This window comes from Pseudomonas sp. HR1 (genome assembly GCF_030175875.1).
GTDB lineage: Bacteria > Pseudomonadota > Gammaproteobacteria > Pseudomonadales > Pseudomonadaceae > Chryseomonas > Chryseomonas oryzihabitans.
In genome coordinates this window covers 198,196-213,269 of the sequence record NZ_JASNRF010000004.1, presented here as the reverse complement: position 1 = coordinate 213,269, position 15,074 = coordinate 198,196, and the positions used below count along the sequence as shown (strand labels likewise).

At 67.8% G+C, this 15,074-nt stretch carries 9 protein-coding genes; 5 read left to right on the top strand and 4 right to left on the bottom strand.

Features of this window, described 5'->3' with window-relative positions; all coding sequences use genetic code 11:
* The first annotated feature begins 134 nt into the window (after positions 1–134).
* A complete protein-coding gene (proA, locus tag QKY98_RS16255; protein ID WP_284671257.1) occupies positions 135–5,267 on the top strand; it encodes an anti-phage protein ProA in 5,133 nt (1,710 codons plus the stop codon).
* A gap of 869 nt (positions 5,268–6,136) precedes the next feature.
* On the opposite strand, the gene QKY98_RS16250 is transcribed toward proA, so the two are convergent.
* On the bottom strand, positions 6,137–7,492 hold the full coding sequence (locus tag QKY98_RS16250) for an OprD family porin (RefSeq protein WP_144957788.1): 1,356 nt from the start codon (positions 7,490–7,492) through the stop codon (positions 6,137–6,139).
* A 147-nt stretch (positions 7,493–7,639) separates the two neighbouring features.
* Between QKY98_RS16250 and QKY98_RS16245 the strand changes: the two genes are divergently transcribed.
* Complete coding sequence (locus QKY98_RS16245) at positions 7,640–8,578, top strand: DNA/RNA non-specific endonuclease (RefSeq protein WP_284671256.1); 939 nt, start codon at positions 7,640–7,642, stop codon at positions 8,576–8,578.
* Here QKY98_RS16245 and QKY98_RS16240 read toward each other — a convergent pair.
* Positions 8,575–9,756, bottom strand: coding sequence for an MFS transporter (locus tag QKY98_RS16240; RefSeq protein ID WP_284671255.1), 1,182 nt, complete (start codon positions 9,754–9,756; stop codon positions 8,575–8,577). The two genes, QKY98_RS16245 and QKY98_RS16240, sit on opposite strands and share 4 nt — an antisense overlap.
* Positions 9,757–9,851: 95 nt before the next feature.
* Here QKY98_RS16240 and QKY98_RS16235 point away from each other — a divergent pair, with 95 nt between their 5' ends.
* Positions 9,852–10,409, top strand: coding sequence for a TetR/AcrR family transcriptional regulator (locus QKY98_RS16235; protein WP_144957625.1), 558 nt, complete (start codon positions 9,852–9,854; stop codon positions 10,407–10,409).
* Between the two features lie 96 nt (positions 10,410–10,505).
* On the opposite strand, the gene QKY98_RS16230 is transcribed toward QKY98_RS16235, so the two are convergent.
* Together QKY98_RS16230 and QKY98_RS16225 are read right to left on the bottom strand one after the other, a co-directional pair.
* Positions 10,506–11,519 carry a YrzE family protein gene (locus QKY98_RS16230; RefSeq protein WP_027598276.1) on the bottom strand — a complete coding sequence of 338 codons (1,014 nt, stop codon included), beginning with the start codon at positions 11,517–11,519 and terminating at the stop codon, positions 10,506–10,508.
* 125 nt (positions 11,520–11,644) lie between these two features.
* Positions 11,645–12,991: an Nramp family divalent metal transporter gene (locus QKY98_RS16225; protein ID WP_144957623.1), complete on the bottom strand. Its 1,347-nt coding sequence runs from the start codon at positions 12,989–12,991 to the stop codon at positions 11,645–11,647.
* A 218-nt stretch (positions 12,992–13,209) separates the two neighbouring features.
* On the opposite strand from QKY98_RS16225, the gene mntR reads away from it, so the two are divergent.
* Both mntR and QKY98_RS16215 read left to right on the top strand, forming a co-directional pair.
* Positions 13,210–13,659, top strand: coding sequence for a manganese-binding transcriptional regulator MntR (gene mntR / locus QKY98_RS16220; protein WP_027598278.1), 450 nt, complete (start codon positions 13,210–13,212; stop codon positions 13,657–13,659).
* A 101-nt stretch (positions 13,660–13,760) separates the two neighbouring features.
* Complete coding sequence (locus tag QKY98_RS16215; protein ID WP_044341709.1) at positions 13,761–15,074, top strand: methyl-accepting chemotaxis protein; 1,314 nt, start codon at positions 13,761–13,763, stop codon at positions 15,072–15,074.

The following is a 15,074-nucleotide window of genomic DNA, read 5'->3' as shown; positions in this document are numbered from 1 at the left end:
ACCTATCCCTCAAACCACGCAACCGCCCGTCACCAAAGGACTTTTTCCGCTTGCCCAGGCCGGCTATGAGCTGCATCGACACTCCTACTACTGTACATTCATCTACCTTAGGCAATAAGCAAGGGTGGTAGGCGATGAGCGTGGATGTCGAACTGGTGCTGGCCGGCAAGATCGGTTTTGCGGCGCACCAGAACGCGGTGCCCGTGCTGCGCGAATTGCGCCTCACCCACAGCGGCCAGGAACCCCTGGTCGACGTCAGCCTGACGGTGACCGCCGAGCCGGCCTTCGTGGTCCCGCGCACCTGGCACCTGGAGCGCCTGGACCCCAAGGGCACCCTTCATCTCGATGATCGCGACCTCGAATTCGACGCCGCCCTGCTCGGCAGTCTGCAGGAAAGCCTGGTCGCCCAGCTGACCTTCACGGTACGCCAGGGCGAAGAGATCCTGCAGACGCGGCGCTATCCGGTCGAGCTGCTGGCCCGCAACCAGTGGGGCGGCGTGGACAGCATGCCCGAGCTGGCCGCGGCCTTCGTCATGCCCAACGACCCGGCGGTGGATCGCCTGCTGGGCGCGGCCGCCGAGGTCTTGCGCCGCGCCGGCAAGTCCACGGCGCTGGACGGGTACGAGAGCGGCTCGCGGCGACGCGTCTGGGAGCTGGGTTCGGCGCTCTGGTCGGCGCTGTGCGGTCTGCAGCTGACCTATGCGGTGCCGCCGGCCAGTTTCGAGCGCCAGGGCCAGAAGATCCGCACGCCGGGCGCCATCCTCGACGGCGGCCTGGCCACCTGCCTGGATCTCGCCCTGCTCGCCTGCGCGGCGCTGGAACAGGCCGGTCTCAATCCGCTGCTGGTCATTACCCGCGGCCATGCCTTCGCCGGGGTCTGGCTGCAGCCCCAGGAATTCGCCCAGCTGCTCACCGACGACGCCGAGCCGGTGCGCAAGCGGGTAGCGCTCAAGGACCTGCTGGTCTTCGAGACCACCCAGGCCACCGCCTCGCCGCCGCCTTCCTTCAGCCAGGCCATGCAACTGGCCGAGCGGCAGCTGGACGACGAGTCCTTCGTGCTGGCGCTGGACGTTCGTCGTGCCCGTCTGCAACGCATTCGCCCGCTGGCGGTGCCCGGCCAGCCGGCCATCCATGCGGACGGCCTGCTGCTGCCCGGCGAAGCCCTGGAAGAAGCCCCGCCGCTGCCGGCCTTCGACGTGGACGTCGAGGCGGCGCCGACCACCCCGGTCGGGCGCCTGGCACTGTGGCAGCGCAAGCTGCTCGACCTCACCACCCGCAATCGCCTGCTGCATGTGCCGGACAACGCCCGCAGCGTGCCCCTGCTCTGCCCCGAGCCGGCGGCGCTGGAAGATCGCCTGGCCGAGGGCCGGGCACTGCGCCTGGTGCCGCTGCCGGATCTGGCGGTGAGCGGGCGCGACGCCGTGCTGCACGAAGCCCGCGAGCACGAGAATCTCGACGACGAATACGCCCGCGGCGCCCTGGCCCGCGGCGAGGTGGTCGCGCCCCTGGATGCGACCAAACTGGACGCGGCCCTGGTGGAGCTCTATCGCCGCGCCCGCAGCGATCTCGACGAGGGCGGCGCCAACACCCTCTACCTGGCGCTGGGCTTCCTGCGCTGGAAGAAGGCGGCCGACGATCCCAAGCACTACCGGGCGCCGCTGATCCTGCTGCCGGTGCGCCTGGAGCGACAGAGCGCCGCCAGCGGCATCACCCTGCACCTGTTCGAGGACGAGCCACGCTTCAACCTGACCCTGCTGGAGCTCCTGCGCCACGACTTCGACCTGGACATTTCCGGGCTCGACGGCCCGCTACCCGGCGATGGCAACGGCATCGACGTGGATGGCATCTGGACCAGGGTCCGCCGCGCGGTGCGCGACCTGCCCGGCTTCGAGGTCAGCAACGAATTGCTGCTCGGCCAGTTCTCCTTCGCCAAGTACCTGATGTGGAAGGACCTCACCGAGCGCAGCGACCAGCTGATGGAAAGCCCGCTGGTGCGTCACCTGCTGGAGCGCACCACGGAATCCGGCGCCTACCTGAGCGGGGGCAGCTTTCCCCGCGAGCGCGAGCTGGATCGCCAGGTCACCCCGGCCGAACTCTTCACCCCGCTGCCGGCGGATTCTTCGCAACTGGCGGCGGTATTGGCCTCGGCCGGTGGCCAGGACTTCGTGCTGGACGGCCCGCCCGGCACCGGCAAGTCCCAGACCATCGCCAACATGATCGCCCACAACCTGGCGCTCGGTCGGCGGGTGCTGTTCGTCGCCGAGAAACGCGCGGCCCTGGACGTGGTGTATCGCCGCCTGGAGGCCCAGGGGCTGGGCGAATTCTGCCTGGAGCTGCATTCGAGCAAGGCGTCCAAGGCCGAGGTACTCAAGCAGCTGGAGCGCGCCTGGGATACCCGCGACGGCCTCGACGAAGAAGAATGGCTGGCCGAGGCCGCCGAGGTGGAACGCCTGCGCGATCGCCTCAATGCAGTGGTCGAGCGCCTGCACCGGCGCTGGCCCAATGGCCTGACCCTGCAGCAGAGCATTGGCCGCGTCCTGCGCGACGCCGCCCCCGATACACCGCGCCTGGCCTGGCCCAATGCCGACGCCCACGACGCCGAGGCCCTGGCCGAGTTGCGCAACGCCGTGCGCCGCCTGGCCCTGCACGCCGAGACCGGCCGCAGCCTGGCGGCGGATTTCGCCCTCCTGCCGGCCCATCCCTGGTCCAACGCCTGGCAGGACGCCCTGGTCGGCGCCGCCGAACGGCTGCGCGACACCCAGCAGGCCCTGCAGCAGGCGCGGCAACGCCTGCGCGATGTCCTTGGCCTGCCGCTGGCGGATCAGGTGGCACCCCGGCGCCTGCTGGAATTCGCCGAGCTGCTGCAGAACGCCGCCGGCCAGGACCTGGCCTTCGCCTTCGGGCCTGGCGCCGCCGAGCGTCAGCGCCAGCTGGGGCGCGCCCTGGAGTTGCTGCGGGACTACCAGACGCTGGAGCGCGAGCTGTCGGTGCCCTATGCCGCCGAAGCCTGTCGCCGCGTCGCCCTGACCCAGCTGGAAACCGCCTGGGACGCCGCCGGGCAGCGCTTCTGGATCTTCGCCAGCCGCGCCCAGCGCCAGGTCACCCAGGATCTCGCCCGCCAGGGCGAAACCCAGGGCCAGCCCGATGTGGCCGCCGACCTGCCTCGCCTGCGGCGCCAGCGCACCCTGCTCACCGAACTGGACGAGTTGACGCCCAACCTGGCCGGCATCAGCGGTTGGCAGGGCGTCACCAGCGACCTGGAGGCCCTGCTCGCGCGCCGCGCCCTGGCGGAAAGGCTGAGCACGGCGCTGCCGACCCTGGCGGAAACGCCCGAGCAGCTGCTGGCCCTGCGCCAGGCCGCAGCACGCCGATTGCAGCATTCCGAGGACCAGCCGGCAGACACCAGTCTGGCCCCGGCCAGCAGCGCCTTCGCCGCCGCCCTGGAGGCCGCCGAAGCCGCGCGCCAGAGCTTCGCCGAGCAGGCGGGACTGCCGGCAGACACCCCGGCCGCCGAGTTGGTACGCACCGCCGCCGCCCTGTTGCGCCAGCCCGGTCGCCTCAAGGCCTGGTGCGACTGGCAGCGGGTCCGCGAGGAAGCCGACGCCCTCGGCCTGGCAGCGCTGATCGCGCGCGTCTCGGTCGGCTCCGGCGAGGATCTCGCAGCCGTCTTCGAAACCGCCTATGCCCGCTGGTTCGCCGCCACCGCCCTGGACGCCGAGCCGCTGCTGCGCGATTTCGTCCCGGCCGAGCACGAAAGCGACATCCAGGCCTATCGCCGGTTGGACGATCGCCTGCAGACCCTCGCCGTGCGCCATATCCGCGCCCTGCTCTGCCACGGCCTGCCGCCGAAGAACGACGCGGCGCGCCAGGGTGGCGGCTTCGCCGTGCTCAAGCACGAATTGCAGAAGCAGCGCCGGCACAAGCCGCTGCGCCAGCTGGCGCTGGAAATGGGCGACGCCCTGGCGCGGCTGGCGCCTTGCATGCTGATGAGTCCGCTGTCCATCGCCCAGTACCTGCCGCCCGATGGCGGCCTGTTCGACCTGGTGATCTTCGACGAAGCCTCGCAGATCGCGCCCTGGGACGCGGTGGGCGCCATCGCCCGCGGCGTGCAGGTGGTGATCGCCGGCGACCCCCGGCAGATGCCGCCGACCCGTTTCTTCGACCGCGCCGCCGGCGAGGACGACACCGCCGAGGACCTGGAGAGCATCCTCGACGAATGCCTGGGCGCCGGCATCTACAGCCACAGCCTCAACTGGCACTACCGCAGTCGCCACGAGAGCCTGATCGCCTTTTCCAACCATCACTACTACGACGGCAAGCTCATCACCTTCCCCGCCCCGGAGATCCGTCCGAGCGCGGTGGAATGGCGGCGGGTGGACGGCGTCTACGCCAAGGGCAAGGGGCGTCACAACGCTCTGGAAGCCCAGGCCATGGTCGCCGAGGCGGTCAAGCGCCTGCTCGACCCGGCCTTCGCCGGTCTCAGCCTGGGCATCATCACCCTCAACAGCGAACAGCAGCGCCTGGTCACCGATCTGCTCGACCGCGCGCGCCAGCAGCACCCGGAGATCGAGGCGCACTTCGCCGAAGACCTGGCCGAGCCGGTGGTGGTGAAGAATCTGGAAACGGTCCAGGGCGACGAGCGCGACCTGATCATGCTCGGCATCGGCTTCGGTCCCACCGAGCCGGGCGCCAATACGATGTCGATGAACTTCGGCCCCTTGAACAAGGACGGTGGCTGGCGCCGCCTCAACGTGGCCGTGACCCGGGCGCGGCGGGAGATGCTGGTGTTCTCCTCCTTCGATCCGGGGCTGATCGACCTCAACCGCACCAATGCCCGCGCGGTACGGGATCTCAAGCTGTTCCTGGAATTCGCCCAGCGCGGTCCCCAGGCCCTGGCGGCGGCGGTCAAGGGCTCGCTGGGCGGCCACGACTCGCCCTTCGAGGAAGCCGTGGCCCAGGCGCTAGAGGCCAAGGGCTGGCAGGTGGTGCCGCAGATCGGCGTGTCGCGTTTCCGCATCGACCTGGGCATCGTCCATCCGGACCGTCCGGGCGACTACCTGGTGGGCATCGAATGCGACGGCGCCACCTACCACAGCGCCGCCACCGCCCGCGACCGCGACAAGACCCGCAGCGCCATCCTCCAGGGCCTCGGCTGGACGCTGCTGCGCGTCTGGTCCACCGAATGGTGGATCGACCGGGTTGGCGCCACCGAGCGGCTGCATGGGGAGATCGAGCGGCTGCTGGAGGAATCGCGAGCGAAAGTCTGAAATGGGCTTCGCTGCGCTCAACCCAACCTACACGGCACTCGATCACACCGAACTGCCCCCTCTCCCCTTGGGAGAGGGTTGGGGTGAGGGTATTCCCGGACATGCCGATGGCCAAAGGTGGCAAGTAGCCAAGGTTGGCCTTAGCTAGGTTGAGGCTACTCCATCGCCGTAGCTCAACAAGCCGCGCTCGATCCTGGCACCGTTGGCGGGGGGGCAACCCTCACCCCAGCCCTCTCCCCGAGGGAGAGGGGGCGGTTGGGTCCGGCGCGGGTGGTAGCTTGTCCCCTGGTGTCGCGCTGCCAGGGTATCCGTAGCGTGGAAAACCGCGCCGCGTTTTCCACTGCCCTCTGCACCTGGGCGTGGATAAGGCTGCGCCGTTATCCACTCTACGCGGCTACCCCCTCTCCTCATGGGAGAGGGCTGGGGTGAGGTCATTCCTGGACGTGCCGATGGCCAATGGACTGTTGGGCCTCGCTGCGCTTAACCCAACCTACGAGGCGCCCGATCACACCGAACTGCCCCCTCTCCCCTTGGGAGAGGGCTGGGGTGAGGGTATTCCCGGACATGTCGATGGCCAATGGACTGTTGGGCTTCGCTGCGCTCAACCCAACCTACACGGTGCCCGATCACACCGAACTGCCCCCTCTCCCCTTGGGAGAGGGCTGGGGTGAGGGCACTCCCGGACATGCCAATGGCCAATGGACTGTTGGGCTTCGCGGCGCTCAACCCAACCCACCAGGCCCAGCCCTGTAGGTTGGGTTGAGGCGGCCTTATCGCCGAAGCCCAACAAGCCGCGCATGACCTCGGCACCGTTGGGCTTCGCTGCGCTCAACCCAACCTACAAGGCCCAACCTGCAGAGCGCCGCCCATCACAGGATATTCAACGGATACTCGGTGATCAGCCGGGTTTCGGCCACGGTGCCGCCGGTGCTCTGGCTGCCGGAATGCCAGGCCTGGCGCAGGCGGAAGCTGAGGTCCTTGGCCGGGCCGTTCTGCAGGACGTACTTGGCCTCCAGATCGGTCTCGTGTTCCTTGTCGCCGTCGCCATAGAGACCGGCATAGGCCGAGTCCGCGGCCAGATGGGTGCCATCGATGCCGCTGCCACGGGTATGGCGCACCATCAGGCTCAGGCCCGGCACGCCATAGCTTTCCATGTTCAGGTCGTAACGGGCCTGCCAGCTGCGCTCGCCCGGGCCGTTGAAGTCGGAGAACTGCATCGAGTTGCCGAGCAGGATGGAATCACCGAAGGACCCCGGCACCGGCGCGCCGAAGACCGCGTAGTCGAAGGGCTGGTCGCCATGGATACGCTGGTGGATCAGGGTGAAGGTGTGGGCGCCAGTCTGGAAGGCGGCGGCCAGCGAGCCGGCGGTATTGGCGATACTGCCGGCCTTGGCGCTGCCGGCGTCCAGGGTGCGATAGAGGTTGGCGTCGAAGGTCAGACTCTGCTCGGCGGCCAGCGGCACCACATAGTTGAGGTTGCCGTAATACTGGTCCCAGACATCCTCGAAGTGCCCGGCATAGAGCGAGGCACTGAGGTGATCGCTGAACTTGTAGACGCCCCCGGCGTAGCTGGCCGAGGCCGCTTCGACGCCGGCGTAACCGGCGAAGATGCCGCCGTCCGAACCGGTGGTGCGCGGCGCCGTGGCGGCGGTGAAGTGACCGCCTTCGAGCATCAGGTGATCGACCTCCTGGCTCACCAGGCTCCAGCCCCGGGCGGTCTGGGGAAACAGCCAGTTGCCACCCGCCGCCAGCACCGGCGCCGTGGGCTGCTGGTCGCCGTACTTGAGCACGGTGTTGGAGACGCGCAGCTTGACCGCCGCTCCACCCTTGCTGAATTCGCTGCGCTGGCTGCCGTCGCCGTCCACCGGCATGTTCGGGGTGTTGGCGTGGCCATCGCCGCCATCCAGCTTGAGACCCAGATAGCCATAGGCATCCACACCCACGCCCACGGTGCCCTGGGTGAAGCCCGAGGTGTAGTTGAGCAGGAAGGCCTGGGTCCAGCTGCGCGGATCGCGACTGTTGCGCGCTTCAGCGCCATGGCCGTCGCCTTCGTTCTGGCGCAGGTAGTAGTAGTTGCGCAGCAGCAGGGTCAGGTCACCGTCTTCGACGAAGCCCTTGGCATCGGACTGCTGACTGGCCAGGGCGGCGCCGGTGAGGAGCAGGCCGGGCACGCCGAGCAGCCAGACGCGCTGGCGGGCAAAGGGGGAAAACAGCGATAGCTTCATGGGCGGTTCACTCAAGGGTTGGAATCGTTAGGTCGCGAACGAGTTTGCCAGCTAGCGCCGGTGCATACCGATTCGCTGACCGTCGTCATCGTCCGGTAACCTCCCTGTGCTGCGCTGGCGGTTCGCCCCTTTCGCCAGAGCGCCGCCATGTCCAGCCAGCCCTTTGCCGTCGATCTCGCCTATCGCCCGCGCCTCGCCGACCTGCGCCCCCTGCTGCCGGCGCAACCCGCCGGTCTGAGAAGCGCCGAGCCGCGCATCACCCCCGCCGCCAGCCTGGCCGATCGCCAGGGTTACCAGGCCGATTTCCTTGGGGACTTCCAGGTCCCCTGGCCCCGTCCGAGCGCGGCCCTGGCCGGCGATGTCTATCCCCTGCCCGCCTCGGGCGACCGCCTGGACTACACCCACTTCTCAGTCAGCCTCTCGCGCAGCCGGCGAATGGCGCTCTGGGTCGGGGTCAATATCGACGGCAGCCAGCACCAGGAGGTGCTACGTAGCCGCGATGCCTGGGCCTGTGACGGGCGGGTGCCGCTGGAAGCCCAGCTCGGCGAGGCGCTCTATGCCGACAACCTGCTCGACCGGGGTCATCTGGTGCGGCGCCAGGATCCCAACTGGGGTCCCATGGCGGCCCAGGCCAATAAAGACACCTTCCACTTCACCAACTGCGCGCCGCAGATGGCCGCCTTCAACCAGAAGACCTGGTTGGAATTGGAGGACTACATTCTCGACAACACCCACCGCTGGCAGGCACGGGTCAGCGTCTTCAGCGGCCCGGTCCTGCGTGCGGATGACCGCGCCTATCGCGACGCCCGGATCCCCGAAGCCTTCTGGAAGGTGGTGGCCTTTCTCGGTGACGACGGCAAGCCCTCCGCCAGCGCCTACCTCATCGACCAGCGCCGCGAACTGGACGAGCTCTCCATCGCCTTCGGTCGCCTGCGCACCTACCAGTGCAGCGTCCTGCGCATCGAGCAGCTGACCGGCATCGACTTCGGCCCGCTGCGCGACCACGACGGCTTCTCCAATGAAGAGCGGGTCACCGGCAGCCCCGTCGAGCGGGCCATTTTCGGTCCCGCCGACATCCTGCTCTAACCCGGCTGCACGCAGGCACGGGGCAGGCTATTGCGCACCCCCAGCAGCGCCAGCAGGATCACCCCGACCAGATAGAGCTCGGCGGCGCCAGTCAGGCCCAGCCGTGGCACCAGGGCGCTGACCGCCAGGGCCGGCAGGCAGAACGCCAGGTAGCTGAGCACATAGAAGGCGGCCAGCAACCCGGCGCGCTGGGTCGCTTCCGCCAGCGGCAGCAGACTGCGGGTGGCGCCGAGAAAGCCGCTGCCGAAGCCGACGCCGGTCACCAGGGTGCCCAGAGCGAAGAGTCCCAGCTGACCGCTGGCCACCGCCAGCCAGAGCAGCGCCGGACCGGCCACCAGGGTGCTCGCCCCCAGCCGCAGCAGGCGCGCCGCCGGCCAGAGGCGCAAGCCATGCAGACAGGCCGCACCGGTGAGCGTGAGGCCGGCCACCACGCCCCCGCCGACCAGGATCGACGTCGTACCGGTCGCCGCCTTGACCAACGCCGGCATCAGCGACAGATAGAAGCCGCCCACGGCCCAGACCGCCAGCTCCAGCGGCAGGACCCGCCAGAGCATGGCGCGGGCCTGGGGCGGCACCGCCAGCTGGGGGCGCAAGGCGGCGAGCAGACCCGGTCGGCGCGGACCGCTATCGGGCAGGCGCAGCAGCGCCAGGCCCTGCAGCAGAAAGAGCGCCAAGAACAGCCGATAGACCAGTTGCAGCGGCGCCGGCGCGAATTCCACCAGCAGGCCGCAGCCCAGCGCGCCGATCGCCATGCCGAGCAGCGGCGTCAGGCTGTTCAACCAGGGACCGCGCTCGGCATCCACGTCGAGCAGCGCCGCACCCAGGGCACTGGTGGCAATCCCGGTCGCCAGGCCCTGCAGGGCGCGGGCGAGTACCAGATCCGCCAGGTCATGCGCCTGGTGGAACAGCAGCATGGCACCGGCCTCCAGCAGCAGCGCCGCCAGGATCACCGGCCGCCGCCCCAGATGATCGGACAGCCGCCCGCCTACCAGCAGGGCGGCCAGCAGGGCGAAGGCATAGACGGCGAACACCCAGGTCAGCCAGAAGGTGGAAAAGCCCCAGGCCTGCTGGTAGCTGGCATAGAGGGGGGTCGGCGCGCTGGACGCGGCCAGGAAGGTCAGCAGCACTGAACCCAGCAGCGTCAGGCGTGGAGAGGAGGAGCCGTTCAGCGAAGACATGTCCGCACCTTAAAGCTAAATAATTGCTTTAAAGCCTGAACCCTTCCTGCAGCAAAAGCAATGCGTTTGCGTTAAGAGCCGGGTATCCTGTCACCATGACCAGCAAGCAAGCCCGTCCCGGCGGCCGCAGTGCCCGCGTTCAGCAAGCCATCCACGAGGCCGTCCTGGCGCTCCTGCAGGAGCAGCCCCGGGAAGCCCTCACCGTCCCCCTGATCGCCGCGCGCGCCGGGGTCACGCCCTCGACCCTCTATCGTCGCTGGGGCAATCTGCCCAGTCTCCTGGCCGACGTCGACCTGCAGCGGCTGCGCCCGGACCAGCCGCCCGAGGACACCGGCAGCCTGAGAGGCGATCTCGAACGCTGGCTGGAACACTATGTCGACGACCTCGCCTCCACCCCCGGCCAGGCCATGCTCAGGGACGCCCTGGCGGCCACCGATCCGGGCTGCGCGGTGCGCTGCACCGAGCCGACCCGGGAACGCCTGGAGCTGCTGCTCGAACGCGCCCGCAGCCGTGGCGAACCGGCTCCGACCCTGGACGTCCTGCTCGATGGCCTGGTCGCCCCGCTGATCTATCGCACCCTGTTCGGCGCCGAGCGCCCGGACCTGGTGCTGTGCCGGCAGCTGCTCGCCCGGGTGCTGCGGCCAGACCGTTAGGCGAGGCGTCATCTCTGAACGACGAGGCCCGGACTGTCGCCAGTCCGGGCCTCGTGCTTGGTCAGCGGATCCCGCGGGATCCGCTGGATGCTGCGCTTAGGCGGCAACCACCTTGTTGGCCGGCTGGGTACGACGACCCAGGGCACCACCGATGGCACCGACGATGCCGCCGATCACCAGGCTGATCAGCAGGACCCAGCTGGCCTGGGAGACCTTGCGGGCAGCCACGTCAGCCGCTTCGCGAGCCTTCTGTTCGGCCTGGGCCTTGAGCTCCTGGTACTTGGCATAGGCCTGCTGGTAGGTCTGCTGGGCCTTATCGACGATCGCGTTGGCCTCGGCATCGCTCTTGCCGGTGCGGGCCTTAATCAGGTTGACCAGCGCCTGACGGTCGGCGGCGTTCCAGGCCTGGTCGCCACGCTGCTTCAGACGATCCAGCAGTGCACTCAGCTGGTCATCGGTCTGCTGCGGATTGTTGGCGCTGTTCTGGGCGGTGTTCTTGGCGTCCTGTTCGGCGCCCTGAGCCTGCTGCTTCAGATTCTCCGGCTGCAGTTCGGTCTTGCCGGTCTGGCGCAGCGCGGTTTCCAGTTCGTTCTGCAGATCACCCAGGTCGAGCTGGATGCCCTGCTGACGCAGTTGGTCCTGAACCTGGTTGGTAAGGGCCGGTGCCGCCTGGGACAGGCCGCTGCCGATCATCGACAGACCGCTGCCCGCCACGTTCAGACCGGTACGCACCACGCCGCTCACGGCGCTGGACACCAGATAGACGCTGACCAGGGTCACGCTGGCCCAGACCAGGATGCCGTGCAGGGCGCCTTCGCGCTGGGCCAGGCGACCGGCGATCCAGGCACCGACGAAGACCGACACCACGGCGCTGACGCCGACCCAGATACCGGTGCCCTTGCCCAGGCCGGACAGCGGATTGGCTTCCTGCTGTGGATCGATGGAAGCCGAGCCGATGGCGGTGCCGAGCAGGCTCAGCAGCAGCGACACGGTCAGGGCGATGACCACGCCGGCGATGATCGAACTCCAGGAAATACGCTTCAGCAGCGGTGCGGTAGCGGTGGCCGTGGTGGCCGCATAGGCTGGGGTGTGGCGGGCGTCGTAGGACATGGCAAGTGCTCCAGGGTGGTTATGGGAAGAACTTATTGTGGTAACGGATTGATACCGTCACGCTTTTAGAAGTTCCCAGACCAGCATTCCAGAGCCACCAAAGGTCGTCAGACCTCAGTTATCCGCTATCCGAGAAGGATATCGGCCAGCAGCTTCACATTGAGCACCACGATCAGCCCGGCGATCGCCCAGGCCAGCACCTGTGTGAGCCGACCGATCACGAAGCTACCCATCAGCTGGCGATCCGAGACGAAGCGCACCAGTGGGATCACCGCGAAGGGCAGCTGCATGGACAGCACCACCTGGCTCAGCACCAGCAGCTTGGCCGTGCCGCTTTCCCCATAGAGACCGGTCACCACCACCACCGGGATCACGGCGATGCCGCGGGTGATCAGCCGCCGCGCCCAGTCGGGAATGCGCAGCGACAGGAAGCCTTCCATGACGATCTGGCCGGCCAGGGTCGCGGTGACCGTGGAATTGATGCCCGAGGCCAGCAGCGCCACCGCGAACAGCAGCGAGGCGATGCCGACGCCCAGCATCGGCGACAGCAGGTGGTAGGCGTCCTGGATCTCGGCCACGTCGGTGCGCCCGGCGCTGTGGAACACCGCCGCGGCAGTGATCAGGATGGCCGCGTTGACGAACAGCGCAAGCATCAGCGCCAGGGTGCTGTCGGCCACCGCCCAGCGCAGGCCCATCCGGCGCCCCTCCTCGGTCCGCGGATAGGCGCGGGTCTGCACGATGGAGGAATGCAGATAGAGGTTATGGGGCATCACCGTCGCGCCGATGATGCCGATGGCCAGGTAGAGCGCGGCCGGATTGGTGACGATTTCCGCCTTGGGCAGAAAGCCGTCGGCGATCGCGGCGAGGGACGGCTGGGCCAGCACCATCTGCACACCGAAGCAGACGAAGATCAGCGTCAGCAGGGCGATGACGAAGGCTTCCAGCCAGCGAAAGCCGCGATTCATCAGTAGCAGGATGAGAAAGACGTCCAGCGCCGTGAGGATGGCGCCCCACATCAGCGGGATACCGAACAGCAAGTTGAGGGCGATGGCGGTGCCGATCACCTCGGCCAGGTCGCAGGCGATGATGGCGATCTCGCAGGCGATCCACAGCAGCAGGCTCACCGGCCGCGAATAACGCGCGCGGCAGGCCTGGGCCAGGTCCAGCCCGGTGGCGATGCCCAGCCGTGCGGCCAGGGCCTGCAGCAGGATGGCCATGAGGTTGGAGAGCAGGATCACCGACAGCAGCAGGTAGCCGAATTGCGAGCCGCCGGCCAGGTCCGTGGCCCAGTTGCCCGGATCCATGTAGCCCACCGAGACCATGTAGCCGGGGCCGAGAAAGGCCAGCAGCCGCCGCAACCAGCTGCCGCCTTCGGGCACCGGCACGCTGGCATTCATCCGCCCCAGACTGGGCCGGGCGGACGGCGCAGGCTCCTGCCAGGCAGGCTCGACGTAGCTGGCGGATTCTTTCATGGCGGACTCGTGCGGCAAGGTAGGACTACCCTTTGGAGAATTTAGCCTAGGCTAAAATTCACACATCCAGCAATAAAAAATCTCTATCTCATCCGTCGATAACGCCCATTGGCGAAGGAATCTTTGGTATTCGCCCGCAACTCGGTCAAAATGGCGCCCGATCGCGTCCTCTCGACGCGCCTCAGGTCTTTGCGGAGAAGGTCATTCAGGTGGGCAACATGACAAAGGACGACGAACTGCTGAATCGGTTGGTCGATCCATCCATTCATATGGAAGGTTTTCAACAGGTCCGCGAGGCGCATCGTCAGGAGCTGATCGAAGACTATGTCGAGCTCATTTCCGACCTCATCCGGGACGGCGGTGAAGCCCGTCAGGTCGACATCGCCGCGCGCATCGGCGTGGCCCAGCCGACCGTGGCCAAGATGCTCAAGCGCCTGGCCGCCGCCGGCCTGATCGTGCAGCGTCCCTATCGCGGCGTCTTCCTCACCCCCGAAGGCGAAGCCCTGGCCGAAGCCAGTCGCGCCCGCCACCATGTGGTGGAGACCTTCCTGCTGACCCTGGGCGTGGACGCCGATACCGCCCGCCGCGATGCCGAGGGCATGGAGCACCATGTCAGCGAGGCCACCCTGGAAGTCTTCCGGCGTTTCATCGCCAGTCGCCAGGCCTGACGGCTGCGGCTTTAGTCGAAAGTCGCTGCGCTCCCCTTAAGAAAATCCCGGCACCGTCGAAGTAGTGGAAGTCATACTTTCACTCCTCTCGGTGTCCTGCCATGTTCAATCGCCCGCTCAAGACCGAACTCGCCCAACTGCGCGCCGAGGTCGCCGAATTGCGTCAGCTGCACGCCGGTTTCGAAAGCCAGGCGCTAAGTCTTACCGTGGACGAGCGCGGCAACGTCGAGCGGGTCAACGAACGCTTCTGCCGCGAGATGGGCTATCGCGCCGAGAACGTGGTGGGGCGTCCGCTGGATGCCTTCATTCCGGAATACGTCAAACAACTGCCCTGCTATCGCGACCTCAAGAATGCGCTCAGCCAGGGCAACCAGACCAGCGGCATGTACCGCCTGCTGCGGGCCAACGGCCAGGAAGCCTGGCTCTATGCCACCTGGCAGCCGCTGCGCGACGCCGACGGCCGCATCCACAAGACCATCTGCTACGGCAACGACCGTACCGAACAGGTCGAGACCTCCACCGAGCATTCCGGGCTGATCAACGCCCTGCTGCGATCCACCGCGGTCATCGAATTCAACCTGGCCGGCGAGGTGCTCACCGCCAACGACCGCTTCCTGCAGGGCATGGGCTATTCGCTGCAGCAGATCCAGGGCAAGCACCACCGGCAGTTCTGCACCAGCGAAGAAGCCAATTCCGCCGAATACCAGGCGTTCTGGGCGCGGCTGAATCGTGGCGAATTCATCGCCAGCCGCTTCAAGCGCCTCGACAGCCATGGCCGTACCGTGTGGCTGGAGGCCTCCTACAACCCGGTGCTCAACACCCGTGGCGAGCTGTACAAGGTGGTCAAATTCGCCACCGTGATCACCGAGCAGGTGGAACAGGAACAAGCGGTGGCCGAGGCGGCCAAGGTCGCCTTCGACATCTCCCAGCAGACCGACGAAAGCGCCCGCCAGGGTGCCGAGGTGGTGCAGAACACCGTCTCGGTGATGCGCAAGATCGCCGAGGAGCTACAGGTCGCCTCCAACGGCATCGAGGCCCTGGGCGAGCAGTCGCTGGTCATCAGCACCATCGTCAAGACCATCAGCGGCATCGCCGAACAGACCAACCTGCTGGCGCTCAACGCCGCCATCGAAGCGGCGCGGGCCGGTGAACAGGGCCGGGGCTTCGCCGTGGTGGCCGACGAGGTCCGCCAACTGGCCGGCCGCACCAGCAAGGCCACCGAGGAGATCGTCGGCGTGGTGCAGCAGAACCAGCAGCTGGCGCAGACCGCGGTCGCCAACATGGCAGCGAGCAAGCACCAGGCGGAACAGGGCCTGCAACTGGCCAATGCCGCCGGTACCCGCATCACCGAGATCCAGGACGGCGCCCAGCGCGTGGTGGGTGCGGTGGGTCAGTTCGCCCGCCGCCTGAACTAG

Excerpts from the sequence above, each read along its gene's own strand:
- proA (WP_284671257.1), top strand. The coding sequence starts at position 135 with ATGAGCGTGGATGTCGAACTGGTGCTGGCCGGCAAGATCGGTTTTGCG.
- QKY98_RS16250 (WP_144957788.1), bottom strand. The coding sequence starts at position 7,492 with ATGAAGCTATCGCTGTTTTCCCCCTTTGCCCGCCAGCGCGTCTGGCTG.
- QKY98_RS16245 (WP_284671256.1), top strand. The coding sequence starts at position 7,640 with ATGTCCAGCCAGCCCTTTGCCGTCGATCTCGCCTATCGCCCGCGCCTC.
- QKY98_RS16240 (WP_284671255.1), bottom strand. The coding sequence starts at position 9,756 with ATGTCTTCGCTGAACGGCTCCTCCTCTCCACGCCTGACGCTGCTGGGT.
- QKY98_RS16235 (WP_144957625.1), top strand. The coding sequence starts at position 9,852 with ATGACCAGCAAGCAAGCCCGTCCCGGCGGCCGCAGTGCCCGCGTTCAG.
- QKY98_RS16230 (WP_027598276.1), bottom strand. The coding sequence starts at position 11,519 with ATGTCCTACGACGCCCGCCACACCCCAGCCTATGCGGCCACCACGGCC.
- QKY98_RS16225 (WP_144957623.1), bottom strand. The coding sequence starts at position 12,991 with ATGAAAGAATCCGCCAGCTACGTCGAGCCTGCCTGGCAGGAGCCTGCG.
- mntR (WP_027598278.1), top strand. The coding sequence starts at position 13,210 with ATGACAAAGGACGACGAACTGCTGAATCGGTTGGTCGATCCATCCATT.
- QKY98_RS16215 (WP_044341709.1), top strand. The coding sequence starts at position 13,761 with ATGTTCAATCGCCCGCTCAAGACCGAACTCGCCCAACTGCGCGCCGAG.